Source organism: Kitasatospora sp. NPDC052868, assembly GCF_044547105.1.
GTDB lineage: Bacteria > Actinomycetota > Actinomycetes > Streptomycetales > Streptomycetaceae > Kitasatospora.
Genome location: NZ_JBITZW010000011.1, coordinates 85,346 through 111,249 on the forward strand (window position 1 = coordinate 85,346; position 25,904 = coordinate 111,249).

Sequence of the window (25,904 nt, forward strand, 5' to 3'; positions counted from 1 at the left end):
ACGGGCCGCGTGGGCTACCTGCCCGACCGGGACCAGACCCTGATGAAGCTGCTGATCGCCGGCCCCTTCGGGGTCGGCAAGACCACGCTCATCCGCACCCTCTCGGAGATCCAGACCCTCCACACCGAGGAGGCGATGACCGAGACCGGTGCCCCCGTCGACGACACGGCGGGCCTGCCCGAGAAGACCACCACCACCGTGGCGGTCGACTTCGGCCGCCTCACCCTGCCCGGCCAGGTGGTGCTCTACATGTTCGGCACGCCCGGACAGCGCCGCTTCTTCCCGCTCTGGCAGGACATCGCGCGCGGCGCCCTCGGGGCCCTGGTGCTGGCCGACACCCGGCGGCTCTCCGACTCCTTCGAGATCATGGACATGGTGGAGGAGCAGGGCCTGCCCTACGCGGTGGCCGTCAACTGCTTCCCCGACGCGCCCGCGCACTCGGTCGAGGTGCTCCGCGCCCACCTCGACCTGCACCCCGACACCCCGCTGGTGCTCTGCGACGCCCGCGAGCGCCGCGCCAGCCTGGACGCGCTGATCGCGCTGGCCGAACACGTCCTGGACGGCCTGCCCGCAGTGCCCACCGCCGCCCTGGAGCAGCCGTGACCGCCGACACCCGCCCGATCCCGATCCACGGCCCGGTCTTCGCCGCCGACCCGCAGCTCGTCTACGACCGGCTGCGCCGGTACGGCGCCGTCGCCCCGGTGGAGATCGCGCCCGGCGTGGAGGCCCTGCTGGTCACCGACTACCAGGCCGCGCTGGACCTCCTGCGGGACACCGACACCTTCTCCAAGGACTCCCGGGCCTGGCAGCAGACCATCCCGCCGACCTCCCCGCTGCTGCCGATGCTCGGCTACCGCCCCACCGCCCTGTTCAGCGACGGCGAGGTGCACGCCCGCTACCGCTCGGTGATCACCGACGGGCTGGCGCTGCTGGAGCCGCACCTGCTTCAGCGCCGGGTCACCGAGGTCGCGCACCAGCTGATCGACCGCTTCGAGGCGGCCGGCAGCGCCGACCTGATCGCCGAGTACGCGCGGCAGCTGCCGGTGTTCGTCTTCAACACCTGGTTCGGCGTGCCCGAGGAGCACAGCGCCCGGCTGGTCGCGGGCATCTCCGGGATGATCGAGTCCACCGAGAAGGCGGTCGCGGCGTACGGGGACCTGGTGGCGGTGGTCACCGGGATGGTCGCCGAGCGGCGCGAGACGCCCCGGCACGACCTGACCTCGTGGTTCCTCAACCACCCCGCCGGGCTGGACAACGACGAGGTGGTCCGGCAGATCACCCTCACCATGATCGCCGGACACCAGCCGACCACCAACCTGATCGCCAACGCGCTGCTGCGGGTGCTCACCGACGCCCGGTACGCCGGCTCGCTGTTCGGCGGCGCGATGACGGCCTACCAGGCGATCGACGAGGTGCTCTGGCACGAGCCGCCGATGGCGAACCTCTCGGCGCACTACCCGCGCTACGACATCACCTTCCACGGCCGGGAGATCCCCGCCGGGTCGCTGGTGCTGGTCTCCTACGCGGCCGCCAACTCGCAGGCCGCGCCGCCCACCGACGGCAACGAGCTGCGCAGCGGCGAGAGCGCCCACCTGGCCTGGGCGGCCGGCCCGCACGCCTGCCCGGCCCGGGATCCGGCGCTGCTGATCGCCATCACCGCGATCGAGCAGCTGACCAGTCGTCTGAGCGACCTGGAGCTCAGCACCCCGATCGAGGACCTGCCCTGGCGCCAGGGCCCGTTCTTCCGGGCCCTGGTCGGCCTCCCGGTCAGCTTCGCCCCGGTCGCCGGATAGGCGGACAGCCGCGGGCCGGTCGACACGGCACCGGACGGCGCAGGGCCCGGAGGTCGCGACGACCTCCGGGCCCTGCGCCGTTTCGGCCGGCGGCTACTCGGCCGGCCGCAGCGTCAGCGAGATGCTGTTGATGCAGTACCGCTGGTCGGTCGGCGTGCCGTAGCCCTCACCCTCGAAGACGTGGCCCAGGTGTCCGCCGCACCTCGCGCAGCGGACCTCGACCCGGCGCATCCCCATCGAGCCGTCCTCGATGTACTGCACCCGGTCCTCGGCGAGCGGCGCGTAGTACGACGGCCAGCCGCAGTGGCTGTCGAACTTGGTCTCCGAGCTGAAGAGCTCCGCACCGCACGCCCGGCAGCCGTACACGCCGATCGTCTTGGTGTCGGTGTACTCGCCCGTGAACGGGCGCTCGGTGCCCGCCTCGCGCAGGACGCGGTACTCCTCGGGGCTGAGCTCGGCACGCCATTCGGCGTCGGTCTTCTCGATCTCGTAGCTCATGACAGCGGACTCCCGGACGCGGTGGACTCAGACGTTGGTGGCAACGTTCGCGAGGTGCTTGAGGATTTCCGGCCCGAGGTTGGTGACGTCGCCGGCGCCCATGGTGAGCAGCAGGTCGCCCGGGCGGGCCAGGCCGGCCAGCAGCGCGGGGGCCGCGTCGAAGACGTGCTCGGCGGTGACCTCGGCGCCGGCCTGCCGGGCCGCGTCGATGATCAGCTCGCTGGTGACGCCGGGGATCGGGTCCTCCCGGGCGGGGTAGATGTCGAGCACGACGGAGGCGTCGGCGAGGGCGAGGGCCTGGCCCATCTCCTCGGCGAGCTGCTGGGTGCGGCTGAACAGGTGCGGCTGGAAGACGACCAGGACCCGGCCCTCGGTCGCCTCGCGGATGGCCTCCAGGTCGGCGGTCATCTCGGTCGGGTGGTGGGCGTAGGAGTCGATCACCTGGACGCCGCCCGCCTCGCCCTTGAGCTGGAGCCGGCGCCGCACGCCGGTGTAGGCGCCGAGCGCCTTGGCGAGGTCGGCGGCCGGGACGCCGAGCGCGACGCCGGCGGCGAGCGCGGCGACGGCGTTGTGGGCGTAGTGCCGGCCGGGCACCGAGACGGTGAAGGCCAGCTCGGCGCCGTCCAGCAGCACGACGACCTCGCTGGTCATGCCCCGGGCGGTCACCGACAGCACGCGCAGGTCGGCGTCCTCGGCGGCGCCGACGGTGACGATGTTCAGGCCGTCGCGGCCCGCCACCCGGGCGGTCAGCTCGCGTGCGCCGTCGTGGTCGGCGGAGACCACCAGGGTGCCGCCGGGGGTGATCCGGCCGACGAAGGTCTCGAACGACTCGTAGATCTCTTCGATCGAGGCGTAGTTGGCGTGGTGGTCCAGCTCCACGTTGAGCACGATCGCCACCTCGGGCGCGTACTTGTGGAAGCTGCGGTCGCTCTCGTCGGCCTCGGCGACGAAGATCTCGCCGGTGCCGTGGTGGGCGTTGGAGCCGGGCGCGTCGAGGTCGCCGCCGATCGCGTAGGACGGTTCGAGGCCCAGCTCGCCGAGGGCGACGGCGAGCATGCTGGTGGTGGTGGTCTTGCCGTGGGTACCGGCCACGGCCAGCGCCCGGCGGCCGCCCATCAGCGCGGCGAGCGCGTCGGAGCGGTGGACGACCGGGATGCCGCGCTCGCGGGCGGCGGCGAGCTCCGGGTTGTCGGCGCGGATGGCGCTGGAGACGACCACGCTGCTGGTGCCGTCCGGCACGTGCTCGGCGGCGTGGCCGATGTGCACGGTGGCACCGAGGGCGCGCAGCGCGAGGACGGTCTCGGACTCCTTGGAGTCGCTGCCGGAGACGCTGGCGCCGCGGACCGCGAGGATCTTCGCCAGGCCGGACATCCCGGCGCCGCCGATACCGATGAAGTGCGGGGCGTGCAGGTCGTGCGCGGCGTCGTTCAAGGCGGGGCTCCGTACGGGCGGGGGCAGACAAGGGGACTGCGGGCGGGGCAGTGGGCGAGCGGGGCGTGCGGGGTGCGAACCGTCCTCGCGGACGGACCGCAAGGACGATTCTGCACCACCGGCGACGGGCTCCTCGATTCCCGGCCTTCGGCCGGGAGGCACCCCCGGCCCGGGGGCGGGCAAGGGGTCAGGAGTCGCTGGCGAAGAGCCGCAGCACCGGGACGCCCACCTTGTGCCGGGCCTGGGAGGCCCAGTCGCGGTGGAAGAACTCCTCCACGAAGTGCGGCGAGGTGAGCACGACGACCTCGTCCGCGCTGTGCTCCTCGACCACCGAGCGCAGCCGGTCCAGCGGGGCGTCCTCGACCAGTTCGCCGACCGCCTCGGCGCCGGCCTCGCGCAGGTGGCGCAGGCTGTGCTCCAGCGATTCGCTGGCCACCGTCGGGCCGCTCTCGGACTCGTCGTGCTCGTGCACCACCTTGTCGAGGTGGCCGAGGGCGACGTCGTCCAGCGCCCGCAGCAGCTCGTCCTGCTTGCCGCGCGGCTGCATCAGGACGACGAAGGAGACCTTCTCCTCGCTGTGGAGCGTGGTGACCAGCTCCACGTCGGCGTCGGAGAGCGCCTTTTCGATCATCAGTACCGTCTTGAACACGTGAGTCCCTTCCAGTGGCCGGCCCCCGGGCCCCGGCGTCGGATCCCATACTGCCCGGAGGAGGCTTTCCGCACGCTGCACACCCGGCACACGGGCCACGCGGACGAAGGCCCCCAGGTGGGAGCGGGATCACGATCCGGGGGTCACGGAGTCGGCGGACGCAGGTAGCGGGTGAAGAGGAATCCTTTCTGCTCGATCAATGAGACCAGCCGCATCCGCTGCACGTCAGGCATTTCCGCATCGTGGATGATGCGCGGCGCGTCGCCGGCCGTGATCAGGGGGGCCAGCGACAGGCACAGCTCGTCCAGCAGGCCCTCGGCCGCCAGCTGTCCCAGCAGTCGTGGCCCGCCCTCGCTGAGCAGCCTGGTCCAGCCGCGTTCGGCCAGGGACGCGACGGCCGAACGCAGGTCCACCGAGCCCCGGCCGGCCAGCACCACGTCGGCCACCTCGGCGGCGGCCCGCAGCCGCTCCGGCGGGGCGTCCGAGGTGGTGACCACCACCGTGCGCACCAGCGGTTCGGTGAACAGCGGCGCGGTCAGGTCCAGCTCCAGGGAGCGGGTGACGACCGCGATCGCCGGCGCCGGTTGCTGTCCGGCCGCCCGGCGCGCCGCGGCGAAGTCGGCCCGGGCCCGCCCGGGGCGGTAGCCCTCGGCACGGACCGTCTCGGCGCCCACCAGGACGACGTCCGCCAGTGCCCGCAGCACCCCGAAGATCCGTTTGTCGGCGTCCCCGGAGAGCCCCTCGGAGAGCCCTTCCAGCTTGGCCCCGCCGTCCAGGCCGGACACCATGTTGGCCCGCAGCCACGGCTGCCCGTGATTCACCTGGTCGGGGTACGCGTACACCGCGGCGAGCGACTCCAGCGAGGCCGGATCGGCGAACGGCGCGGTCAGAGGGCTGATCAACTGCTGCATGCCCCCAGTCTTCCACCGGCGCCCCGCGGCCGGTCCGGTCCGGCCGCCGCCCGGCCCGAACCCGTCGCCGACCGGCCCCTACCTGACCGGTCCACGACGAGGCGTACCCTCTACTGATGTGCCCGCAGCCCCACACCCCGCCGCCGAGCCGATAGCGACCGCGACCCCCGTCGCGCTCACCGACCGGCGCCCCGTCGTCCCCGCCGAGCGCCTGGTCGCCGAGATGGTCCCGCCGCCGCGCTTCTCCGATGTCGGCTTCGGGACGTACCTCCCGGACCCAGGCCAGCCCAGCCAGTACGAGGCCGTGCAGGTCCTGGAGGAGTTCGCGGGCGCGCTCAACAACGGAAACGGTTCCGCGCCCAAGCGCAGCTGGTTCCGCCGCACCGCGCCCGTGCCCACCGGCCCGGCCGGCGTCTACCTGGACGGCGGCTACGGCGTCGGCAAGACCCACCTGCTCGCCTCGCTGTGGCACGCAACCCCCGGCCCGAAGGCCTTCGGCACCTTCGTCGAGCTGACCAACCTGGTCGGTGCGCTCGGCTTCCAGCAGGCCGTGACCACCCTCTCCGGGCACCGGCTGCTCTGCATCGACGAGTTCGAGCTCGACGACCCGGGCGACACCGTCCTGGTCTCCACCCTGCTCGGCCGCCTGGTCGACAACGGCGTCAGGCTCTGCGCCACCTCCAACACGCTGCCCGAGAAGCTCGGCGAGGGCCGCTTCGCCGCCGCGGACTTCCTGCGCGAGATCCAGGGCCTGTCCGCGCACTTCCGCCCGCTGCGGATCGACGGCCAGGACTACCGCCACCGCGGGCTGCCGGACGCCCCGCCGCCGTACTCCGACGAGCAGGTGGCCGCCGTCGCCGCCCGCACCCCGGGCGCCTCGCTGGACGACTTCGGCGCGCTGCTCGACCACCTCTCCGCCGTCCACCCCAGCCGCTACGGCGCGCTGCTGGACGACGTCACCGCGGTCTGCCTGCGCGGCGTGCGGCAGGTCGACGACCAGTCCACCGCGCTGCGCCTGGTCGTGCTGGCCGACCGGATGTACGACCGCGAGCTGCCGATCACCGCCTCCGGCATCGCCTTCGACCAGGTGTTCCCGGAGGAGATGCTGCGCGGCGGCTACCGCAAGAAGTACCTGCGGGCCGTCTCCCGCCTGGTCGCGCTCGCCCGGGACAGCGCGAAGTAGGCACCGGTTGTCAGTGGTGGGTCGTACGGTTGGACACGTGCGACCCATCACGAGCATTGAGCGGTCAGTGGCGCCCTTCGAGGTCGTCAGCCCCTTCCAGCCCAACGGCGACCAGCCCGCGGCCATCGCCGAGCTGGAGCGCCGCATCCGTGCGGGCGAGAAGGACGTCGTCCTGCTCGGCGCCACCGGCACCGGCAAGTCGGCCACCACGGCCTGGATGATCGAGAAGCTGCAGCGCCCCACCCTGGTGATGGCGCCGAACAAGACCCTGGCCGCCCAGCTGGCCAACGAGTTCCGCGAGCTGCTGCCGAACAACGCGGTCGAGTACTTCGTCTCGTACTACGACTACTACCAGCCCGAGGCCTACGTCCCGCAGACGGACACCTACATCGAGAAGGACTCCTCGATCAACGAGGAGGTCGAGCGGCTGCGCCACTCCGCGACCAACTCGCTGCTCACCCGCCGCGACGTGGTCGTGGTCGCCTCGGTCTCCTGCATCTACGGCCTCGGCACCCCGCAGGAGTACGTCGACCGGATGGTCCGGCTCAAGGTCGGCGAGGAGGTCGACCGCGACGTCCTGCTGCGCCGCTTCGTCGACATCCAGTACACCCGCAACGACGTCGCCTTCACCCGCGGCACCTTCCGGGTCCGCGGCGACACCATCGAGATCTTCCCGGTCTACGAGGAGCTGGCCGTCCGGATCGAGATGTTCGGCGACGAGATCGAGGCGCTCTACACCCTGCACCCGCTCACCGGCGAGATCATCAGCCAGGACGACTCCGTCCACGTCTTCCCCGCCTCGCACTACGTGGCCGGCCCCGAGCGGATGGCCCGGGCGGTCAACGACATCGAGCTGGAGCTGGAGCAGACGCTCGCCCGGATGGAGAAGCAGGGCAAGCTGCTGGAGGCCCAGCGGCTGCGCATGCGCACCACCTACGACCTGGAGATGCTGCGCCAGATCGGCACCTGCTCCGGCGTGGAGAACTACTCCATGCACTTCGACGGCCGTGAGCCCGGCTCCCCGCCGAACACCCTGCTCGACTACTTCCCGGAGGACTTCCTCCTGGTCATCGACGAGTCGCACGTCACCGTCCCGCAGATCGGTGCGATGTACGAGGGCGACGCCTCCCGCAAGCGCACCCTGGTGGAGCACGGCTTCCGGCTCCCCTCGGCGATGGACAACCGCCCGCTGAAGTGGGAGGAGTTCCTGGAGCGGATCGACCAGACGGTCTACCTCTCGGCCACCCCGGGCGCGTACGAGCTCTCCCGCGGCGACGGCCAGGTCGAGCAGATCATCCGCCCGACCGGCCTGATCGACCCCGAGGTGATCGTCAAGCCGACCGAGGGCCAGATCGACGACCTGGTGCACGAGGTCCGCAAGCGGGTCGAGCGGGACGAGCGCGTCCTGGTCACCACCCTCACCAAGAAGATGGCCGAGGACCTCACCGACTACATGCTCGGCCTGGACATCCGGGTCCGGTACCTGCACAGCGACGTCGACACGCTGCGCCGGGTCGAGCTGCTGCGCGAGCTGCGGGCCGGCCGGTACGACGTGCTGGTCGGCATCAACCTGCTCCGCGAGGGCCTGGACCTCCCCGAGGTCTCGCTGGTGGCGATCCTGGACGCGGACAAGGAGGGCTTCCTGCGCTCGGGCACCTCGCTGATCCAGACCATCGGCCGCGCCGCCCGTAACGTCTCCGGCCAGGTCCACATGTACGCGGACCGGATCACGCCGGCGATGGAGAAGGCCATCGACGAGACCAACCGCCGCCGGGAGGTCCAGCAGGCGTACAACACCAAGCACGGGATCGACCCGCAGCCGCTGCGCAAGAAGATCGGCGACATCCTGGACACCCTCGCCCGCGAGGACGTGGACACCGACGAGCTGCTCTCCTCCGGGTACCGGGGTGCGGGCGGCAAGGAGAAGGGCCGGGGCAAGGCGCCCGTCCCGGCGCTGGGCGCGGAGCGCGGCTCCGCCAAGAGCCTGCCCGCCGCCGAGCTGGCCGAGCTGATCCAGTCGATGACCGACCGGATGCACGCGGCCGCGACGGACCTCCAGTTCGAGGTCGCGGCCCGGCTGCGCGACGAGGTCAAGGAGCTGAAGCGCGAGCTGCGGCAGATGCGCGAGGCGGGGATCGCCTAGGACCTGTCCGGGTCCTAGGGGCGGCCGGTCGGTGCCGCGGGTCGGGTCGGGCCCCTCGGGCTTGGCCGGTTTCGACACCGGTCAAGTCCGGGGGTGTCTCAGCCTTGCCACAAACGGGTAGACGGCGATCGATGCGGTCGACCGCAGGGCCTAGGCTGGCCTGCGGTGCCGCCCGGGGCGGGCGGTGCGCAGAGTTCGTACCAGGGGGCCTCAGCCGGGGGACGGCAACGGGGTGTTCCACCGTGGAGCCGGCGCGGTGACCGACCGCCCGGCCGGCAGAGAGGACAACGCCGTGTCGGTGAACCTTGCCAAAGGGCAGCGGGTCAGCCTGCAGAAGGGGTCGGGTGAGTCGCTGACGGTCGTCCGGATGGGGCTGGGCTGGAGGGCGGCGCCCAAGCGCGGCCTCTTCGGCAGCCGCACCCGGCAGATCGACCTGGACGCATCGGCCCTGCTGTACGCCGAGCGGACCCCGTCGGACGTGGTGTTCTTCCAGCACCTGGAGAGCAACGACGGTTCGGTGCGGCACACCGGTGACAACCTGGTCGGCGGGGCCGGTTCGGGCGACGACGACGAGGCGATCCTGGTCGACCTGGTGCACGTGCCGGTGAACATCACCCAGGTGGTGTTCACGGTCAGCTCGTACACCGGTCAGAGCTTCGCCGAGGTGCAGAACGCGCACTGCCGGCTGGTGGACGAGGGGACGGGCCTGGAGCTGGCCCGCTACGAGCTGGCCGGCGGCGGCCCGCACACCGGCCAGATCATGGCCAAGGTGTTCCGGGAGCCGGACGGCGGCTGGGGGATGCAGGCGATCGGCGCCCCGGCCCGGGCGCGGACCTTCCAGGACCTCCTCCCGGCGATCGAGCCCTTCCTGTAACGGGGGCGGCCGGACTCGGCAGCGACTCGGCAGGGGCGGTTTCACACCGTTCGTCCGGGGCTGTCAGGGTCCGCGCGAGGTGGTTCTTTACCTTCTTTACCCTTTCTTGGGATACCTGTTATCCTCGGTGGCAGCGGAGGGGAGTATTCCCCCGCAGTGGTCCCGTCATCACGGGCGTCCCGAGCGGCGTCCCGGGGCCATTGGTCCGGGCGGGCTCGCAGTGGCGGGCCGACGGGCGGAAGAGACCTCCGGCAGTGACGATGACTGTCTCGCCTACCTGCCGGAGGAGCAGTAGTGGACGTTTCCGTAGCCATGTGGGTCTCGACGATCGGTGTGTTGATCGCACTGATCGTGGCCGACTTCTTCATCGGAGGGCGCAAGCCGCACGAGGTCTCGGTCAAGGAGGCCGGGATCTGGACCACGGTCTGGATCGTGCTGGCGCTGCTCTTCGGCGGCTTCCTCTGGTGGCACTCCGGTTCGAAGCCGGCCGGCGAGTTCTTCGCCGGGTACATCACCGAGAAGTCGCTCAGTGTCGACAACCTCTTCGTGTTCATCCTGATCATGGGCAAGTTCGCGGTGCCCAGGATCTACCAGCAGCGCGTGCTGATGTTCGGCGTGATCATCGCCCTGGTGCTGCGGGCGGTCTTCATCGCCGGTGGCGCCGCCCTGGTCGCCCAGTTCTCCTGGGTGTTCTTCATCTTCGGTGCCTTCCTGGTCTGGACGGCGTGGAAGCTGATCAAGGAGGCGCGGGCCGACGAGGAGGACGAGGAGTTCGAGGAGAACCGCCTGCTCAAGTCGATCGAGCAGCGCTTCCCGTCGACCGACAAGTACCACGGCACCAAGCTCTTCATCCGGGAGAACGGCCGGCGGCTGATGACGCCGATGCTGATCGTCATGCTGGCGATCGGCACCACCGACGTGCTGTTCGCGCTGGACTCGATCCCGGCGATCTTCGGCCTCACCCAGGACCCGTACATCGTCTTCACCGCCAACGCCTTCGCCCTGATGGGCCTGCGCCAGCTGTACTTCCTGATCGGCGGGCTGCTGAAGAAGCTGGTCCACCTCTCGTACGGCCTGTCGGTGATCCTCGGCTTCATCGGCGTGAAGCTGGTGCTGCACGCGCTGCACGAGCAGGGTGTGCACGTGCCCGAGATCGGCATCCCGTTCTCGCTCGGCTTCATCGTGGTGGTGCTCGCCATCACCACCGTGACCAGCCTGGTCGCCTCGAAGCGGCAGGCGGCCGAGGAGTCGGAGAAGATCGACGCCTGACGCCTGACGCCCGGCGCCGTATGACGCCCGAAGGCCCGGCCGCCCGACCTGAGCAAGGTCGAGTGGCCGGGCCTTCGGGCGCTCCGGTGCCTACCAGCCGCGCTCGCGCCACTCCTGGAGGTGGGGGCGCTCGGCACCGAGGGTGGTGTCGTTGCCGTGGCCGGGGTAGACCCACGCCTCGTCGGGCAGGACGTCGAAGATCTTCTCGTTGACGTCCCGGAACAGGCTCTCGAAGGCCGCCGGGTCGCCCCAGGTGTTGCCGACGCCGCCGGGGAAGAGGCAGTCCCCGGTGAAGACGTGGGGGTGGCCCTGCGGGTCGTCGTAGACCAGCACGATCGCGCCGGGGGTGTGGCCGACCAGGTGCCGGACGGTCAGCTCGACCCGGCCCACCCGCAGGGTGTCGCCGTCCGCCAGCAGCAGCCCGGTGGGGACGTCGATGGCCTCGGCGTCGACCAGGCCGGCCGCGGTGCGGGCGCCGGTGGCCGCGACGACCTCGGCGAGCGCACCCCAGTGGTCGTGGTGGCGGTGCGTGGTGACCACGGTGGCCAGGCTCTCGCCGACCGTCTCCAGCAGCACCGGGGCGTCCGCCGCGGCGTCGATCAGCAGCTGCTCGTCGGTGGCCCGGCAGCGCAGCAGGTAGACGTTGTTGTCGTACGGGCCGACGGCCACCTTGGTGATGATCAGGTGGGCCAGCTCGCGCACGTCCGGCGGTCCGCCGACCTTCACCGCTCCGTGGTACGTCATCCGTCCGCTCCTCGTCGTGTCGGGACTGCTGGTGTCGGGAGTGCTGCTGTCGTGACTGCCGCTACTGCTCTCGGGGCCGCCCTCGGCGGGTCCGGGATCAATCGTCGCGCGGTCAGCCCAGCGGGGGAAGCGCGGGCAGCGCGGCGCGGCCGTCGGGGAGCTGCTCGCCACCCCGGTGGACCTGGAGGCCGTCCCCGTCGGAGCGGCCGGAGAGCCAGGCGGTCAGCGCCCGGACGGGCCCCTCGACGGTCAGGGCGGCGGCCCCGGCGGTGCCCTGGTCGGCGCCGATCCGGGCCCGGTCCGCGGTGTCGTCGGAGACCAGCTCGACCGCGGGCAGGCCCTCGGCGCCGGCCAGTCCGGCGGACAGCCGGCGGAACTCGGCCACCGCGAAGACCTCGGGCCAGTGCGCGGGGGTGTAGCCGGCGTCCAGGTCCACGTGGTGGTACTCGACCTCCATCAGCCGCTTCCAGGGGAGGTCGTAGGCGGGGAAGAGGTAGCCGGTGCGGTGGCGCATCTCGGCCGTCCAGGCCTCGTCGGGCAGCAGCGCGGCCGCCGAGGTGAAGTTGCGGTCCGACTCCCGCAGGTCGTCCAGGTGGACGTCCAGCGGGCGCCCGGCGCCGGCCTCGATGTCCCGGTCGCGGGCCCCGCCGTCGGCGTACTGCGGGATGTCGGTGCCCGTCCGGGCCCCGTCGAGCAGGTTGACCAGCGAGTCCGCGTTGCGGGCGAGGTGGGCCAGGACGTGGCCCCTGGTCCAGCCGGGCAGGGCGGAGGGCTCGGCGAGGGCCTCGGACTTGAGCCCGGCGGCGGAGTCCAGCAGGTGTCCGGTGGAGACGGCGACCAGGCGCAGCCGCTCCCCGGCGAGCGCGGCGGCGGCCGCGGCGTCGGGAGCGGCGGAAGGGGTGGTCACGGCGTTCTGCGGGTCGGTCATCGGGTGCGGCCTCCGTCGGACTGGTTGGCAGCGTTGCCCAGGAGGGCGTTCGCTCGTTGACGAGGGTGACGCTATCTCCGATGTCACGGCTGAGCAGGGCTTTTCTCGAACAGCCCCGGTCAATACCGGTCGGGCGACTCACTCGTTCGGGTGGACTCCACTGGACAAGCTCGATAATCGAACGCGTGAGCTATAGGCTGGCTGCCGCATCCTGGAAGAAGTACACCTCTCACGCACGTCCTCCTCGCCCCGGAGAAAGGCGCCAGAAGCAGTGGCCGACCGCCTCATCGTCCGCGGTGCTCGCGAGCACAATCTCAAGAACGTCTCGCTCGACCTGCCCCGCGACTCCCTCATCGTCTTCACGGGCCTCTCCGGGTCCGGCAAGTCCTCGCTGGCCTTCGACACGATCTTCGCGGAGGGGCAGCGCCGCTACGTCGAGTCGCTGTCCTCCTACGCCCGGCAGTTCCTCGGGCAGATGGACAAGCCCGACGTCGACTTCATCGAGGGCCTCTCCCCGGCCGTCTCGATCGACCAGAAGTCCACCAACCGCAACCCGCGCTCCACCGTCGGCACCATCACCGAGGTGTACGACTACCTGCGCCTGCTGTTCGCGCGGATCGGCAAGCCGCACTGCCCGCACTGCAGCCGCCCGATCGCCAAGCAGTCCCCGCAGGCGGTCGTCGACAAGGTGCTGGAGCTCGCCGAGGGCACCCGGTTCCAGGTGCTCAGCCCGGTGGTGCGCGAGCGCAAGGGCGAGTTCGTCGACCTCTTCGCCGACCTCCAGTCCAAGGGCTACGCCCGCGCCCGGGTGGACGGCGAGACGATCCAGCTGGCCGAGCCGCCCAAGCTCAAGAAGCAGGAGAAGCACACCGTCGAGGTGGTCATCGACCGCCTCACCGTCAAGGAGGGCGCCAAGCGCCGCCTGACGGACTCGGTGGAGACGGCCCTGCGGCTCGGCGGCGGCATGGTGGTGCTCGACTTCGTCGACCTCCCGGAGGACGACCCGGAGCGCGAGCGGATGTACTCCGAGCACCTCTACTGCCCCTACGACGACGTGTCGTTCGAGGAGCTGGAGCCGCGCTCGTTCTCCTTCAACTCGCCGTTCGGCGCCTGCCCGGACTGCTCGGGCCTGGGCAACCGGATGGAGGTGGACCCGGAGCTGGTCATCCCCGACGAGGAGCGCTCGCTCGACGAGGGGGCCATCCACCCGTGGTCCGGCGGCCACACCAAGGAGTACTTCCAGCGCCTGATCGACGCGCTCGCGGGCGAGCTGGGCTTCCGCACCGACATCCCCTGGGCCGGGCTGCCGGCCCGCGCCAAGAAGGCGCTGCTGTACGGGCACAAGCACCAGGTCGAGGTGCGCTACCGCAACCGCTACGGGCGGGACCGGTCCTACACCACGGGCTTCGAGGGCGCCGTCCCGTTCATCCAGCGCCGGCACCAGGAGGCGGAGAGCGACAGCAGCCGCGAGCGCTTCGAGGGCTACATGCGCGAGGTGCCCTGCCCCACCTGCCAGGGCACCCGGCTGAAGCCGGTGGTGCTCGCGGTCACCGTCGAGGGCCGGTCCATCGCGGACGTCTCGGCGATGTCGATCAGCGACTGCTCGGACTTCCTTGGTGCGATGAAGCTCAACGCCCGGGACAAGCAGATCGCCGAGCGGGTCCTCAAGGAGGTCAACGAGCGGCTGCGCTTCCTGGTCGACGTCGGCCTGGACTACCTGTCGCTGAACCGCGCGGCGGGCACCCTGTCCGGCGGCGAGGCCCAGCGGATCCGGCTGGCCACCCAGATCGGCTCCGGCCTGGTCGGCGTGCTCTACGTGCTGGACGAGCCCTCCATCGGCCTGCACCAGCGCGACAACCACCGGCTGATCGAGACCCTGGTCCGCCTCCGGGACATCGGCAACACCCTGATCGTCGTCGAGCACGACGAGGACACCATCAAGATGGCCGACTGGGTGGTCGACATCGGCCCGGGCGCGGGTGAGCACGGCGGCAGGGTGGTGCACTCCGGCTCGATGAAGCAGCTGCTCGCGAACAAGGAGTCGCTGACCGGCCAGTACCTCTCCGGCAAGCGCTCCATCCCGATCCCGGCGACCCGCCGCGAGCGGGACAGGAAGCGCCAGCTGACGGTGCACGGCGCCCGCGAGCACAACCTCAAGGACGTCACGGTCGGCTTCCCGCTCGGCACCTTCACCGCGATCACCGGGGTCTCCGGCTCGGGCAAGTCGACGCTGGTCAACGACATCCTCTACACCCACCTCGCCCGGGAGCTGAACGGCGCCCGCAGCGTGCCCGGCCGGCACACCCGGATCACCGGCACCGACCTGGTGGACAAGGTGGTGCACGTCGACCAGTCGCCGATCGGCCGCACCCCGCGCTCCAACCCGGCCACCTACACCGGGGTGTTCGACCACGTCCGCCGGCTCTTCGCGGAGACGCAGGAGGCCAAGGTCCGCGGCTACCTGCCCGGCCGGTTCTCCTTCAACGTGAAGGGCGGCCGCTGCGAGAACTGCTCCGGCGACGGCACCATCAAGATCGAGATGAACTTCCTGCCCGACGTCTACGTGCCGTGCGAGGTCTGCCACGGCGACCGGTACAACCGGGAGACGCTGGAGGTGCACTACAAGGGCAAGTCCATCGCCGAGGTGCTCAACATGCCGATCGAGGAGGCGCTGGGCTTCTTCGAGGCCGTTCCGGCGATCGCCCGGCACCTCAGGACGCTCAACGACGTCGGCCTCGGCTACGTCCGGCTCGGCCAGTCCGCTCCGACGCTCTCCGGCGGCGAGGCGCAGCGCGTCAAGCTCGCCTCCGAGCTGCAGAAGCGCTCCACCGGGCGGACGGTCTACGTGCTCGACGAGCCCACCACCGGTCTGCACTTCGAGGACATCAGCAAGCTGATCAAGGTGCTCTCCGGGCTGGTGGAGAAGGGCAACACGGTCATCGTCATCGAGCACAACCTCGATGTGATCAAGACCGCCGACTGGATCGTCGACATGGGCCCCGAAGGCGGCTCCGGCGGCGGTTCGGTGGTCGCCGAGGGCACCCCGGAGCAGATCGCCGCGGTGTCGGAGAGCCACACCGGCAAGTTCCTGCGGGACATCCTGCCCGGGGAGTTCGCCGACGCCCCGGTCGCCCCGGTGAAGGCGAAGGCACCGCGCAAGCGGGCCGCCGCCGCGAAGAAGTAGGCGCCCACGGGGTCGGCCGTACCGGGGATCACCGGTACGGCCGGCCCTGCGGCGCATAGACTTTCCGCCGGACCGGACCGGCCACCCGGGCCGGCCGCGCAGACCGGCCGTATAGGCCCGCACCGCAGACCCGCACCGCAGACCCGCCACCCCGACCGGCCGTCGTCGGGCAGCCGTCACCGACCCAGGAGCACGCACCGATGTCCGAGGCCCTTGAGAGCCCCGCCGCCTCCCGCCGTACCGTGCTCTGCGGAGCCGCCGCCGTGCTTGCCGCCGGTGGTGCGGTCGCGGTCACCGGGTGCGCCTCCTCGGGCTCCGGCGCCTCCTCCGGCTCCGGGTCCGCCGGGTCCGCCAAGGGCGGGCTCAAGGAGCCCGTGGTGGTCGGCCCGGCCGCCGACATCCCGGTCGGCGGCGGCAAGGTCTTCCGCGAGCAGAAGGTCGTCGTCACCCAGCCCTCGCCCGGCACGTACGAGGCCTTCAGCGCGGTCTGCACCCACGCCGGATGCGTGGTGGACAAGGTCGAGAACCAGCTGATCAAGTGCCCCTGCCACGGCAGCGCCTTCAACGCCACCACCGGCGCCCGCGTCGAGGGCCCGGCCCCCACGGGGCTTCCCCAGTACCAGGCGGAGGTCCAGGGCACCGACATCAAGGTGTCCCCGCGATCCAGCAGTTGATCTCGACTCCACGCCGTCGGCGCGACTCGGTACGGTGGACCCATGGCTGACCCGTCCACCTACCGACCGTCCCCGGGAGCGATCCCGACCTCCCCGGGGGTGTACAAGTTCCGCGACGCCCACGGGCGGGTCATCTACGTGGGGAAGGCCAAGAGCCTGCGGCCCCGGCTGTCGTCCTACTTCCAGGACCTCGCCGGGCTGCACCCGCGCACCGCGACGATGGTCACCACCGCGGCCTCGGTGGAGTGGACGGTGGTCGCCACCGAGGTCGAGGCGCTCCAGCTGGAGTACTCCTGGATCAAGGAGTTCGACCCCCGCTTCAACGTCAAGTACCGCGACGACAAGAGCTATCCGGAGCTGGCGGTCACCCTCAACGAGGAGTACCCGCGGGTCCAGGTGATGCGCGGCGCGCACAAGAAGGGCGTGCGCTACTTCGGCCCCTACGGGCACGCCTGGGCGATCCGCGAGACCGTCGACCTGATGCTGCGGGTCTTCCCCGTCCGCACCTGCTCCAACGGCGTGTTCAAGCGCGCGGCGCAGGTCGGCCGCCCGTGTCTGCTCGGCTACATCGGCAAGTGCGCCGCGCCCTGCGTCGGCAAGGTCGGCGCGGACGAACACCGGGCGCTCGCCGAGGAGTTCTGCGACTTCATGGCCGGGCGCACCGGCAACTACCTGCGCCGGCTGGAAGAGCAGATGCAGGAGGCCGCCGCCGAGCTGGAGTACGAGAAGGCGGGCCGGCTGCGCGACGACATCGGGGCGCTCAGGCGCGCGATGGAGAAGAACGCGATCGTCCTCGCCGACGCCACCGACGCCGACCTGCTCGCCCTCGCGGAGGACGAACTGGAGGCCGCCGTCCAGATCTTCCACGTGCGCGGCGGCCGGGTGCGCGGACAGCGCGGCTGGGTCACCGACAAGGTCGAGGACGTCGACACCGCCGGCCTGGTCGAGCACGCGCTCCAGCAGCTCTACGGGGGCGGCACCGAGTCCGTCCCGCGCGAGGTGCTGGTGCCGGCGCTGCCCGAGCCGGTCGGACCGGTCAAGGAGTGGCTGGCCGGGCTGCGCGGCAGCCAGGTCGACCTGCGTATCCCGCAGCGCGGCGACAAGAAGGACCTGATGGCCACCGTGCAGCGCAACGCCCTCCAGGCGCTGGCCCTGCACAAGACCAAGCGCGCCTCCGACCTCACCACCCGCAGCCGCGCGCTCCAGGAGATCGCCGACGCGCTGGAGCTGGACTCCGTCCCGCTGCGCATCGAGTGCTTCGACATCTCCCACCTCCAGGGCGAGGACGTGGTCGCCTCGATGGTGGTCTTCGAGGACGGTCTGGCCCGCAAGAGCGAGTACCGGCGCTTCCAGATCAAGGGCTTCGAGGGCCAGGACGACGTCCGCTCGATGCACGAGGTGATCAGCCGCCGCTTCCGCCGCTACCTCCAGGAGCGCGAGCAGACCGGCGAGTGGGCCGTCCCCGAGGCCGACGACCCGGGCGGCCAGGACGCCGCCGGCTCGGACGCCGGCCAGGACGCCGCCGGCTCGGACGCCGGCCCCGACGCCGCGGGCACCCGGGACGAGACCGGGCGCCCGCGCCGCTTCGCCTACCCGCCGCAGCTGCTGGTGGTCGACGGCGGCCAGCCGCAGGTCGCGGCCGCCCAGCGGGCCCTGGACGAACTCGGCATCGACGACATCGCCCTGTGCGGCCTGGCCAAGCGCCTGGAGGAGGTCTGGCTGCCGGGCGAGGACGACCCGGTGGTGCTGCCGCGCAGCAGCGAGGGCCTCTACCTGCTCCAGCGGGTCCGCGACGAGGCGCACCGCTTCGCGATCGGCTACCAGCGCAACAAGCGTTCCAAGCGACTCACCGCCGGGGAGCTGGACTCCGTCCCCGGCCTCGGCGAGACTCGCCGCCAGGCGCTGCTCAAGCACTTCGGCTCGTTGAAGAGGCTCCGGGCGGCCACCGTCGACGAACTCTGCGCCGTACCCGGTATCGGACGGCGGACGGCGGAAACTGTTGCGGCAGCGTTGTCGTCCCGTCCACCCGCGGCACTCGCCGTGAACACCGCCACGGGCGAGATCATCGATGACAGCGCCGACGTGGCCGTCGGGCCGGCGCGCGCAGTGCCCGAGACCCAGACCGCACCATCCCAGGAGACGCCATGACGGCCGACGCCGCCCGTCAGCCGGTGCGCCCTGCATTCGCCCGTCCGAGTGAGACGGGGAAGCCTGGCCGCACCGCGCGCGTTCTCCTCAGCAGAACCATCGAGAGCGGGGAACCGAAGTGACCGTGTCCGATCATGGGGGTACCACCCGGCCGGAGGCCGGGGGAGAGAACACCCCGGAGCTGGTGATCATCTCCGGCATGTCCGGAGCCGGCCGATCAACCGCCGCGAAGTGCCTGGAGGACCTGGGCTGGTTCGTGGTGGACAACCTGCCGCCGGCCCTCATCCCGACCATGGTCGACCTCGGCGCCCGCTCCCAGGGCAACGTGGCCAGGATCGGCGCCGTGGTGGACGTCCGGGGCCGGCAGTTCTTCGACGACCTGCTCACCTCGCTGGACGAGCTGGAGAAGCGCGGCGTCCGGCTCAGCGTGGTGTTCCTGGACAGCTCGGACGACGCCCTGGTGCGTCGCTTCGAGAGCGTCCGGCGCCCGCACCCGCTGCAGGCCGACGGCCGGATCGTCGACGGCATCGCCCAGGAGCGGGACCTGCTGCGCGAGCTGCGCGGCGAGGCGGACCTGGTGATCGACACCTCCAACCTCAACGTCCACCAGCTGCGCGCCAAGCTCGACGCCCAGTTCGCCGACCACGACGAGCCCGAGCTGCGGGCCACCGTGATGTCCTTCGGCTTCAAGTACGGTCTTCCGGTCGACGCCGACCTTGTGGTGGACTGTCGCTTCCTGCCGAACCCGCACTGGGTCCCCGAGCTGCGTGCCCGTACCGGCACCGACAGTGATGTCGCCGACTACGTGTTCCAGCAGCCCGGAGCCAACGAGTTCCTCAACGGGTACGCCGAGCTGCTGCGGATCGTCACCGAGGGGTACCGGCGCGAGGGGAAGCGCTACATGACGCTTGCCGTAGGCTGCACCGGTGGCAAGCACCGCAGCGTCGCGATGTCCGAGCGCCTGACGAAGCGTCTCATCGCGGACGGCGTCGAAACGGTGCTCGTCCACCGTGACATGGGACGGGAGTAGCCGCCGTAACCCTGCCGGGCCGCCGGCGGAGACCGGCGGCCGGCAAAGGGAACGCGAGGTAGGTGTGACGGGATACGTGCCCGGGCGGCAGCTTCAGCACAGGGCCGCCGATCGGACAGGAGTCCCGGCGCGCACCGCCACGCCCGGTCGGGCGCGCACCAGCCCGGCCCGCACCAACCCGGCACCCAGGATCACCGCCCTCGGCGGCGGCCAGGGCCTGTCCGCCTCGCTGTCCGCGCTGCGCCGGCTCACCAGCGACCTCACCGCCGTGGTCACCGTCGCCGACGACGGCGGCTCCAGCGGACGGCTGCGCGAGGAGCTGGGCGTGCTGCCCCCGGGGGACCTGCGCAAGGCGCTGGCCGCCCTCTGCGGGGACGACGACTGGGGCCGCACCTGGTCCGAGGTGATCCAGCAGCGCTTCACCGGCAGCGGCGAGCTGGGCGGCCACGCGGTGGGCAACCTGCTGATCGTCGCCCTCTGGGAGAAGCTCGGCGATCCGGTCGCCGCCCTGGACTGGGTGGGCCGGCTGCTGAACGTCCAGGGCCGGGTCCTGCCGATGTCGGCCGTCCCGCTGGACATCGAGGCCGTCGTCCGCGGCCACGACCCGGACCGGCCCGGCGAGCTGTCCGCCGTGCGCGGCCAGGCCAGCGTGGCGGTCACGCCCGGCACCGTGCAGTCGATCCGGCTGCTGCCGGACGAGCCGCCGGCCGTCCCGCAGGCCGTCACCGCCGTCCGGGAGGCGGACTGGGTGGTGCTCGGCCCCGGTTCCTGGTTCACCAGCGTGCTGCCGCACCTGCTGGTGCCCGAGCTGGCCAAGGCCCTCACCGAGACCCGCGCCCGCCGCCTGCTCACCCTGAACCTGGCCCCCCAGCCCGGCGAGACCGAGGGCTTCACCCCGCAGCGCCACCTGGAGGTCATCGCCGACCACGCCCCCGGCCTTGCGGTGGATGCGATCCTGGTGGACGAGCGGGCCGTCACCGGCGGCGCGTTCGGCCAGGCCGACCTGGCCGGGCTGGAGAAGGCCGCCGAGCGGATGGGCGCGGCCCTGGTGCTCGGGCAGGTCGCCCGCACCGACGGCTCGCCGCGACACGACCCGGAGCTGTTGGCAGCCGCGTACGACCGGATTTTCCGGACACATGGAAGGATCGGGCCATGGCGATGACTCCAGCGGTGAAGGACGAAATCAGCCGGCTCCCGGTCACGAGGGCCTGCTGCCGCAAGGCGGAGGTGTCGGCGATCCTGCGTTTCGCGGGCGGGCTCCACATCGTGAGCGGCCGCATCGTGATCGAGGCGGAGCTGGACACGGGCGCGGCGGCGCGGCGACTGCGCAAGGACCTGCTGGAGATCTTCGGACACTCCTCGGACCTGGTGGTGATGGCTCCCGGCGGCCTGCGCCGGGGCAGCCGTTACGTGGTGCGGGTGGTCAAGGACGGCGAGCTGCTGGCGCGGCAGACCGGACTCGTCGACGGGCGGGGCCGGCCGATCCGGGGCCTGCCCCCGGCCGTCGTCTCCGGTGCGACCTGCGACGCCGAGGCGGCCTGGCGGGGCGCCTTCCTGGCGCACGGCTCGCTCACCGAGCCCGGCCGGTCCTCCTCGCTGGAGATCACCTGCCCCGGATCCGAGGCGGCCCTCGCCCTGGTCGGCGCGGCCCGCCGGCTCGGCATCCCCGCCAAGGCCCGCGAGGTGCGCGGCGTCGACCGGGTGGTCATCCGCGACGGCGACGCCATCGGCGCGCTGCTGACCCGCCTGGGCGCCCACGAGTCCGTGCTGGCCTGGGAGGAGCGCCGGATGCGGCGCGAGGTCCGCGCCACCGCCAACCGCCTGGCCAACTTCGACGACGCCAACCTGCGCCGCTCGGCCCGCGCCGCGGTCGCGGCCGGCGCCCGGGTGCAGCGCGCGCTGGAGATCCTCGGTGAGGAGGTGCCGGAGCACCTGGCCGCCGCCGGCCAGCTGCGGATGCAGCACAAGCAGGCCTCGCTGGAGGAGCTGGGCGCGCTGGCCGATCCGCCGCTGACCAAGGACGCGGTGGCCGGTCGGATCCGCCGCCTGCTGGCGATGGCCGACAAGCGCGCCTCGGAGCTGGGGCTGCCCAGCACGGAGGCGAACCTGACCGACGAGATGGCGATGAACTAGGCCCCGTTCTAGCGCAATCCCGTCTCACAGAGTGAACGGCCGGTGTCCTGGATCATGGACGCCGGCCGTTTCGCGTCCGAACTTCCCGAAGGGCCGGTTTTGCGGCCCGCTCCGATGGCCTGGACCAACTGCCGCCGGAGCCAAGGGTGGAAGCCCTGCTCGGGCCCTCTTGACACGCCACGCCAAGGTGCCCCACCCGGGCTGATGTGCCCTCCCAGCCTTGGGAGAGGTAGGGTCATGGGTGGTCGGGGACATCCCAAATTCCACCCCGTCGGCATAGTTCCGGCGTACCTAACGAGGAGATCGGTTCGTGACGATCCGGGTAGGCATCAACGGATTCGGCCGCATCGGCCGCAACTTCTTCCGGGCGGTTCAGTCCCAGGGCGCGGACATCGAGATCGTCGGTGTCAACGACCTCACCGACACCAAGACGCTGGCGCACCTGCTCAAGTACGACTCGATCCTGGGCACCTTCCCGGGCGAGGTCTCGCACACCGAGAACAGCATCACCGTCAACGGCAAGACCTTCAAGGTCATCGCCGAGCGCGACCCGGCCAACCTCCCCTGGGGCGAGCTGGGCGTGGACATCGTGATCGAGTCCACCGGCATCTTCACCAAGGCCGAGGCGGCCAAGAAGCACGTCACCGCCGGTGCCAAGAAGGTCATCATCTCGGCGCCCGCCACCGACGAGGACGTCACCATCGTGATGGGCGTCAACGACGAGAAGTACGACGCCGCGAAGCACACCGTCATCTCCAACGCCTCCTGCACCACCAACTGCGTGGCGCCGCTGGCCAAGGTGCTGAACGAGAACTTCGGCATCGTCAAGGGTCTGATGACCACGGTGCACGCGTACACCAACGACCAGGTCACCCTGGACTTCCCGCACAAGGACCTGCGTCGCGCCCGCGCCGCCGCCCTGAACATCATCCCGACCTCCACCGGTGCCGCCAAGGCCACCGCGCTGGTGCTGCCGGAGCTGAAGGGCAAGCTGGACGGCACCTCGCTGCGCGTCCCGGTCCCGACCGGTTCGATCACCGACCTGGTTGTCACCCTCGAGCGCGACGTCACCGTCGAGGAGGTCAACGCCGCCTTCCAGAAGGCGTCCGAGGGCTCGCTCAAGGGCATCCTGCAGTACACCGAGGACCCGATCGTCTCCTCCGACATCGTGAACTCGCCGTTCTCCACGATCTTCGACTCGCTGATGACCATGGTTCAGGGCAACCAGGTCAAGGTCTTCGGCTGGTACGACAACGAGTGGGGCTACTCCAACCGCCTCGTCAACCTGACCTCCCTCGTCGGCGGCCAGCTCTGACGCAGCGGGAGCTGACGTGAAGTAAGGGGGGAGGGCCCGGACGACTGCGCACCACCGTCCGGGCCCTCCCCCTGCGCCAACCCTCAACTCCCTGGCGGCCCGCCGTCGTGCCGCCGACCGCAGCGCCCGTATCTCCCCAGGAGACCGAAGACAGTGAAGACCATCGAAGACCTCGACGTCACCGGCAAGCGCGTGTTCGTGCGCGCGGACCTGAACGTCCCGCTGTCCGACGGCACGATCACCGACGACGGCCGGATCCGCGCCGTCGCCCCGACCATCGCCAAGCTCGTTGAGCGCGGCGCGAAGGTCGTCGTCGCCTCCCACCTCGGCCGCCCCAAGGGCGAGCCGGACCCGCAGTTCTCCCTCGCGCCGGTGGCCGTCCGCCTCGGCGAGATCCTCGGCAGGTCGGTGGCGTTCGCGACCGACACCGTGGGCGAGAGCGCGAAGGCCACCGTCGCCGCCCTGGCCGACGGCGAGGTCACGCTGCTCGAGAACCTGCGCTTCAACGCCGGTGAGACCAGCAAGGACGACGCCGAGCGCGGCGCCTTCGCCGACGAGCTGGCGGCCCTGGCCGACCTGTACGTCGGCGACGGCTTCGGCGCCGTGCACCGCAAGCACGCCTCGGTGTACGACCTGCCGGCCCGCCTGCCGCACGCCGTCGGCGACCTGATCGCCACCGAGGTGGGCGTCCTCAAGCGGCTCACCGAGGAGGTCGAGCGCCCCTACGTGGTCGTGCTCGGCGGCTCCAAGGTGTCCGACAAGGTCGGCGTGATCGACAACCTGCTCGGCAAGGCCGACCGCATCCTCATCGGCGGCGGCATGGCGTACACCTTCCTGCACGCGCTGGGCCACGAGGTCGGCATCTCGCTGTTGCAGAAGGACCAGGTCCCCGTCGTCCTGGACTACCTGGAGCGCGGCAAGGCGAACGGCGTCGAGTTCGTGCTGCCGGTGGACGTCGCGATCTCCGCGAAATTCCCCGACACCAAGACGCACGCCCCGGTCGAGGACTTCGCGGTCGTCGACGCGAACGCGATCCCGGCGGACAAGGAGGGCCTGGACATCGGCCCGAAGACCCGGGCGCTCTTCGCGGAGAAGCTGGCCGACGCCAAGACGGTGTTCTGGAACGGCCCGGTGGGCGTCTTCGAGCACCCGGCGTTCGCCGAGGGCACCAAGGCCGTCGCGCAGGCCCTGCTCGACAGCGACGCGTTCACCGTGGTCGGTGGCGGCGACTCCGCCGCGGCCGTTCGCATCCTGGGCTTCGACGAGACGAAGTTCGGGCACATCTCGACCGGCGGTGGCGCGAGCCTCGAGTACCTGGAGGGCAAGACCCTCCCCGGTCTCGCCGCCCTGGAAGGCTGAGGCAATGACTGAGCGTCTCCCGCTGATGGCGGGCAACTGGAAGATGAACCTCAACCACCTTGAGGCCATCCAGCACACCCAGAAGCTGGCCTTCGCGCTGGCCGACAAGGACTACGAGGCCGTCGAGGTCGCCGTCCTGGTGCCGTTCACCGACCTGCGCTCGGTGCAGACCCTGGTCGACGGCGACAAGCTGAAGATCAAGTACGGCTCGCAGGACATCTCGCAGCACGACTCCGGTGCGTACACCGGTGAGATCTCCGGCCCGATGCTGGCCAAGCTGAAGTGCGCCTACGCGGTGATCGGCCACTCGGAGCGCCGCCAGTACCACGGCGAGAACGAGGAGATCGTCAACGCCAAGGTCAAGGCCGCCTACCGCAGCGGGATCACCCCGATCCTGTGCATCGGCGAGCCGCTGGACATCCGCAAGGCCGGCACCCACGTCGAGTACACGCTGGCCCAGCTCGACGGCGCCCTCCAGGACGTCTCGGCCGCCCAGGCCGAGTCCATCGTGGTCGCCTACGAGCCGGTCTGGGCGATCGGCACCGGCGAGGTGGCGACCCCCGAGGACGCCCAGGAGGTCTGCGCGGCGATCCGTCGGCGGATCGCCGAGCTGTACGACGCCGAGCTGGCCGACAAGGTCCGCGTGCTGTACGGCGGTTCGGTGAAGTCCTCCAGCGCGGCCGGCCTGATGGCCAAGCCCGACGTCGACGGCGGCCTGATCGGCGGTGCCTCCCTGGACGCCGACGAGTTCGTCAAGATCGTGCGTTACCGTGAGCAGGCAGTAGGCTAACGCCGCTGCAGCAACGTAGGCTTTGGGGCCGGACCGCATCTTGGCGGCCCGGCCCCTTCGCCGAAGATACGAGAGAGTTGGTCCCGTCGTGGTTCTCGGGTTCTCGATTGCCCTGATCATCTTCAGTCTGCTGATGATCCTCCTGGTGCTGCTGCACAAGGGGAAGGGCGGCGGTCTGTCGGACATGTTCGGCGGCGGCGCGATGTCCACCGGCGGCGGCTCGGCGGTGGCCGAGCGCAACCTGGACCGCATCACGATCATTGTGGGCGTTGGCTGGTTCGCATGCATCGTGGTGCTCGGCCTGGTGCTCAAGTACAAGAGCTGACGTATCTCTGACGCCCTGTCGCCCCGCGGCCTATGCTGGAACGGTCCGGGGCGGAGGCGGTGGTGGTGGAACCTTAACTGCTGCTTACACTAGGACGACTTTCGCCACCGGCGCGCACGCGGCGGGTCGGCGCACCAGCACGCAGGGAGTCAGACCGTGGCAAGTGGCAACGCCATCCGTGGCAGCAGGGTCGGAGCCGGCCCGATGGGTGAGGCGGAGCGCGGCGAGTCCGCCCCCCGCAACCGGATCACCTTCTGGTGTGCCAACAAGCACGAGACCCGTCCGAGCTTCGCCGCCGAGGCCGTCATCCCGGACACCTGGGACTGCCCGCGCTGCGGTTTCCCGGCCGGGCAGGACGAGCACAACCCGCCGGCCCCCTCGCGCAACGAGCCGTACAAGACCCACCTCGCGTACGTCCGCGAGCGGCGCACCGACGCCGACGGCGAGGCGATCCTCGCCGAGGCGCTGGCCAAGCTGCGCGGCGAGATCTGAGCGCACCCGTCGCAGTGCCCCAAGGCGGTTC

The 25,904-nt window shown here is 71.2% G+C and carries 23 protein-coding genes; 17 read left to right on the top strand and 6 right to left on the bottom strand.

What is annotated here, in order from left to right:
- Window positions 1–42 precede the first annotated feature (42 nt).
- Both ACIGZJ_RS20205 and ACIGZJ_RS20210 read left to right on the top strand, forming a co-directional pair.
- The gene (locus ACIGZJ_RS20205; protein WP_396458645.1) at window positions 43–603 is read left to right on the top strand and encodes a GTP-binding protein; all 561 of its coding nucleotides are present in this window, start codon (window positions 43–45) and stop codon (window positions 601–603) included.
- Window positions 600–1,793 (top strand): cytochrome P450, encoded by a 1,194-nt coding sequence (locus ACIGZJ_RS20210; protein WP_396458487.1) that lies wholly within the window; start codon window positions 600–602, stop codon window positions 1,791–1,793. Before ACIGZJ_RS20205 ends, ACIGZJ_RS20210 begins: the two co-directional genes overlap by 4 nt.
- A 93-nt stretch (window positions 1,794–1,886) precedes the next feature.
- On the opposite strand, the gene msrB is transcribed toward ACIGZJ_RS20210, so the two are convergent.
- The 4 genes from msrB to ACIGZJ_RS20230 all read right to left on the bottom strand — a co-directional run bounded on the left by msrB (window position 1,887) and on the right by ACIGZJ_RS20230 (window position 5,282).
- Complete coding sequence (gene msrB, locus ACIGZJ_RS20215) at window positions 1,887–2,291, bottom strand: peptide-methionine (R)-S-oxide reductase MsrB (protein ID WP_396458488.1); 405 nt, start codon at window positions 2,289–2,291, stop codon at window positions 1,887–1,889.
- 27 nt (window positions 2,292–2,318) lie between these two features.
- A complete protein-coding gene (murC, locus tag ACIGZJ_RS20220; RefSeq protein ID WP_396458646.1) occupies window positions 2,319–3,701 on the bottom strand; it encodes a UDP-N-acetylmuramate--L-alanine ligase in 1,383 nt (460 codons plus the stop codon).
- Between the two features lie 208 nt (window positions 3,702–3,909).
- Window positions 3,910–4,371 carry an indole-3-glycerol phosphate synthase gene (locus tag ACIGZJ_RS20225; protein WP_396458489.1) on the bottom strand — a complete coding sequence of 154 codons (462 nt, stop codon included), beginning with the start codon at window positions 4,369–4,371 and terminating at the stop codon, window positions 3,910–3,912.
- A 143-nt stretch (window positions 4,372–4,514) separates the two neighbouring features.
- On the bottom strand, window positions 4,515–5,282 hold the full coding sequence (locus ACIGZJ_RS20230; protein ID WP_396458490.1) for a pyrimidine reductase family protein: 768 nt from the start codon (window positions 5,280–5,282) through the stop codon (window positions 4,515–4,517).
- Between the two features lie 118 nt (window positions 5,283–5,400).
- Between ACIGZJ_RS20230 and zapE the strand changes: the two genes are divergently transcribed.
- From zapE to ACIGZJ_RS20250, 4 genes are all read left to right on the top strand, one after another.
- A complete protein-coding gene (zapE, locus tag ACIGZJ_RS20235) occupies window positions 5,401–6,465 on the top strand; it encodes a cell division protein ZapE (RefSeq protein WP_396458491.1) in 1,065 nt (354 codons plus the stop codon).
- Window positions 6,466–6,502: 37 nt separating this feature from the next.
- Entirely contained in the window at window positions 6,503–8,608 is a 2,106-nt protein-coding gene (uvrB, locus tag ACIGZJ_RS20240; RefSeq protein ID WP_396458492.1) for an excinuclease ABC subunit UvrB, read from the top strand.
- Window positions 8,609–8,900: 292 nt separating this feature from the next.
- Window positions 8,901–9,482: a TerD family protein gene (locus tag ACIGZJ_RS20245; protein ID WP_396458493.1), complete on the top strand. Its 582-nt coding sequence runs from the start codon at window positions 8,901–8,903 to the stop codon at window positions 9,480–9,482.
- A 294-nt stretch (window positions 9,483–9,776) separates the two neighbouring features.
- Window positions 9,777–10,751 (top strand): TerC family protein, encoded by a 975-nt coding sequence (locus tag ACIGZJ_RS20250; protein ID WP_396458494.1) that lies wholly within the window; start codon window positions 9,777–9,779, stop codon window positions 10,749–10,751.
- Window positions 10,752–10,841: 90 nt separating this feature from the next.
- Here ACIGZJ_RS20250 and ACIGZJ_RS20255 read toward each other — a convergent pair whose 3' ends face one another.
- A complete protein-coding gene (locus ACIGZJ_RS20255; protein ID WP_392935850.1) occupies window positions 10,842–11,495 on the bottom strand; it encodes an MBL fold metallo-hydrolase in 654 nt (217 codons plus the stop codon).
- Between the two features lie 112 nt (window positions 11,496–11,607).
- A complete protein-coding gene (locus ACIGZJ_RS20260; RefSeq protein ID WP_396458495.1) occupies window positions 11,608–12,423 on the bottom strand; it encodes a maleylpyruvate isomerase family mycothiol-dependent enzyme in 816 nt (271 codons plus the stop codon).
- Window positions 12,424–12,694: 271 nt separating this feature from the next.
- On the opposite strand from ACIGZJ_RS20260, the gene uvrA reads away from it, so the two are divergent.
- From uvrA to ACIGZJ_RS20315, 11 genes are all read left to right on the top strand, one after another.
- Complete coding sequence (gene uvrA, locus ACIGZJ_RS20265) at window positions 12,695–15,607, top strand: excinuclease ABC subunit UvrA (protein ID WP_396458496.1); 2,913 nt, start codon at window positions 12,695–12,697, stop codon at window positions 15,605–15,607.
- 200 nt (window positions 15,608–15,807) lie between these two features.
- Window positions 15,808–16,281 carry a Rieske (2Fe-2S) protein gene (locus ACIGZJ_RS20270; protein WP_396458497.1) on the top strand — a complete coding sequence of 158 codons (474 nt, stop codon included), beginning with the start codon at window positions 15,808–15,810 and terminating at the stop codon, window positions 16,279–16,281.
- Window positions 16,282–16,323: 42 nt separating this feature from the next.
- Entirely contained in the window at window positions 16,324–18,429 is a 2,106-nt protein-coding gene (gene uvrC, locus ACIGZJ_RS20275; RefSeq protein WP_396458498.1) for an excinuclease ABC subunit UvrC, read from the top strand.
- Window positions 18,430–18,553: 124 nt separating this feature from the next.
- Window positions 18,554–19,459, top strand: coding sequence for an RNase adapter RapZ (rapZ, locus tag ACIGZJ_RS20280; protein ID WP_392935865.1), 906 nt, complete (start codon window positions 18,554–18,556; stop codon window positions 19,457–19,459).
- A gap of 64 nt (window positions 19,460–19,523) precedes the next feature.
- On the top strand, window positions 19,524–20,621 hold the full coding sequence (gene yvcK / locus ACIGZJ_RS20285; RefSeq protein ID WP_396458499.1) for a uridine diphosphate-N-acetylglucosamine-binding protein YvcK: 1,098 nt from the start codon (window positions 19,524–19,526) through the stop codon (window positions 20,619–20,621).
- Window positions 20,612–21,592, top strand: a complete 981-nt coding sequence (whiA, locus tag ACIGZJ_RS20290) for a DNA-binding protein WhiA (protein ID WP_387941660.1) — start codon at window positions 20,612–20,614, stop codon at window positions 21,590–21,592. The genes yvcK and whiA overlap by 10 nt, the downstream gene beginning before the upstream one ends.
- 310 nt (window positions 21,593–21,902) lie before the next feature.
- Window positions 21,903–22,907: a type I glyceraldehyde-3-phosphate dehydrogenase gene (gene gap, locus ACIGZJ_RS20295; RefSeq protein ID WP_392935869.1), complete on the top strand. Its 1,005-nt coding sequence runs from the start codon at window positions 21,903–21,905 to the stop codon at window positions 22,905–22,907.
- Window positions 22,908–23,060: 153 nt separating this feature from the next.
- Window positions 23,061–24,266, top strand: coding sequence for a phosphoglycerate kinase (locus ACIGZJ_RS20300; RefSeq protein WP_396458500.1), 1,206 nt, complete (start codon window positions 23,061–23,063; stop codon window positions 24,264–24,266).
- A gap of 4 nt (window positions 24,267–24,270) precedes the next feature.
- Entirely contained in the window at window positions 24,271–25,056 is a 786-nt protein-coding gene (tpiA, locus tag ACIGZJ_RS20305; RefSeq protein WP_396458501.1) for a triose-phosphate isomerase, read from the top strand.
- A gap of 88 nt (window positions 25,057–25,144) precedes the next feature.
- The gene (secG, locus tag ACIGZJ_RS20310; protein WP_387941652.1) at window positions 25,145–25,381 is read left to right on the top strand and encodes a preprotein translocase subunit SecG; all 237 of its coding nucleotides are present in this window, start codon (window positions 25,145–25,147) and stop codon (window positions 25,379–25,381) included.
- 204 nt (window positions 25,382–25,585) lie between these two features.
- A complete protein-coding gene (locus ACIGZJ_RS20315) occupies window positions 25,586–25,873 on the top strand; it encodes an RNA polymerase-binding protein RbpA (RefSeq protein ID WP_063349510.1) in 288 nt (95 codons plus the stop codon).
- The last annotated feature ends 31 nt before the right edge of the window (window positions 25,874–25,904 follow it).

Bases quoted from the DNA above. Each gene is read 5' to 3' on its own strand.
- ACIGZJ_RS20205 (WP_396458645.1), top strand. From the start codon at position 43: ATGAAGCTGCTGATCGCCGGCCCCTTCGGGGTCGGCAAGACCACGCTC.
- msrB (WP_396458488.1), bottom strand. From the start codon at position 2,291: ATGAGCTACGAGATCGAGAAGACCGACGCCGAATGGCGTGCCGAGCTC.
- ACIGZJ_RS20230 (WP_396458490.1), bottom strand. From the start codon at position 5,282: ATGCAGCAGTTGATCAGCCCTCTGACCGCGCCGTTCGCCGATCCGGCC.
- ACIGZJ_RS20255 (WP_392935850.1), bottom strand. From the start codon at position 11,495: ATGACGTACCACGGAGCGGTGAAGGTCGGCGGACCGCCGGACGTGCGC.
- ACIGZJ_RS20260 (WP_396458495.1), bottom strand. From the start codon at position 12,423: ATGACCGACCCGCAGAACGCCGTGACCACCCCTTCCGCCGCTCCCGAC.
- ACIGZJ_RS20270 (WP_396458497.1), top strand. From the start codon at position 15,808: ATGTCCGAGGCCCTTGAGAGCCCCGCCGCCTCCCGCCGTACCGTGCTC.
- uvrC (WP_396458498.1), top strand. From the start codon at position 16,324: ATGGCTGACCCGTCCACCTACCGACCGTCCCCGGGAGCGATCCCGACC.
- whiA (WP_387941660.1), top strand. From the start codon at position 20,612: ATGGCGATGACTCCAGCGGTGAAGGACGAAATCAGCCGGCTCCCGGTC.
- tpiA (WP_396458501.1), top strand. From the start codon at position 24,271: ATGACTGAGCGTCTCCCGCTGATGGCGGGCAACTGGAAGATGAACCTC.
- ACIGZJ_RS20315 (WP_063349510.1), top strand. From the start codon at position 25,586: ATGGGTGAGGCGGAGCGCGGCGAGTCCGCCCCCCGCAACCGGATCACC.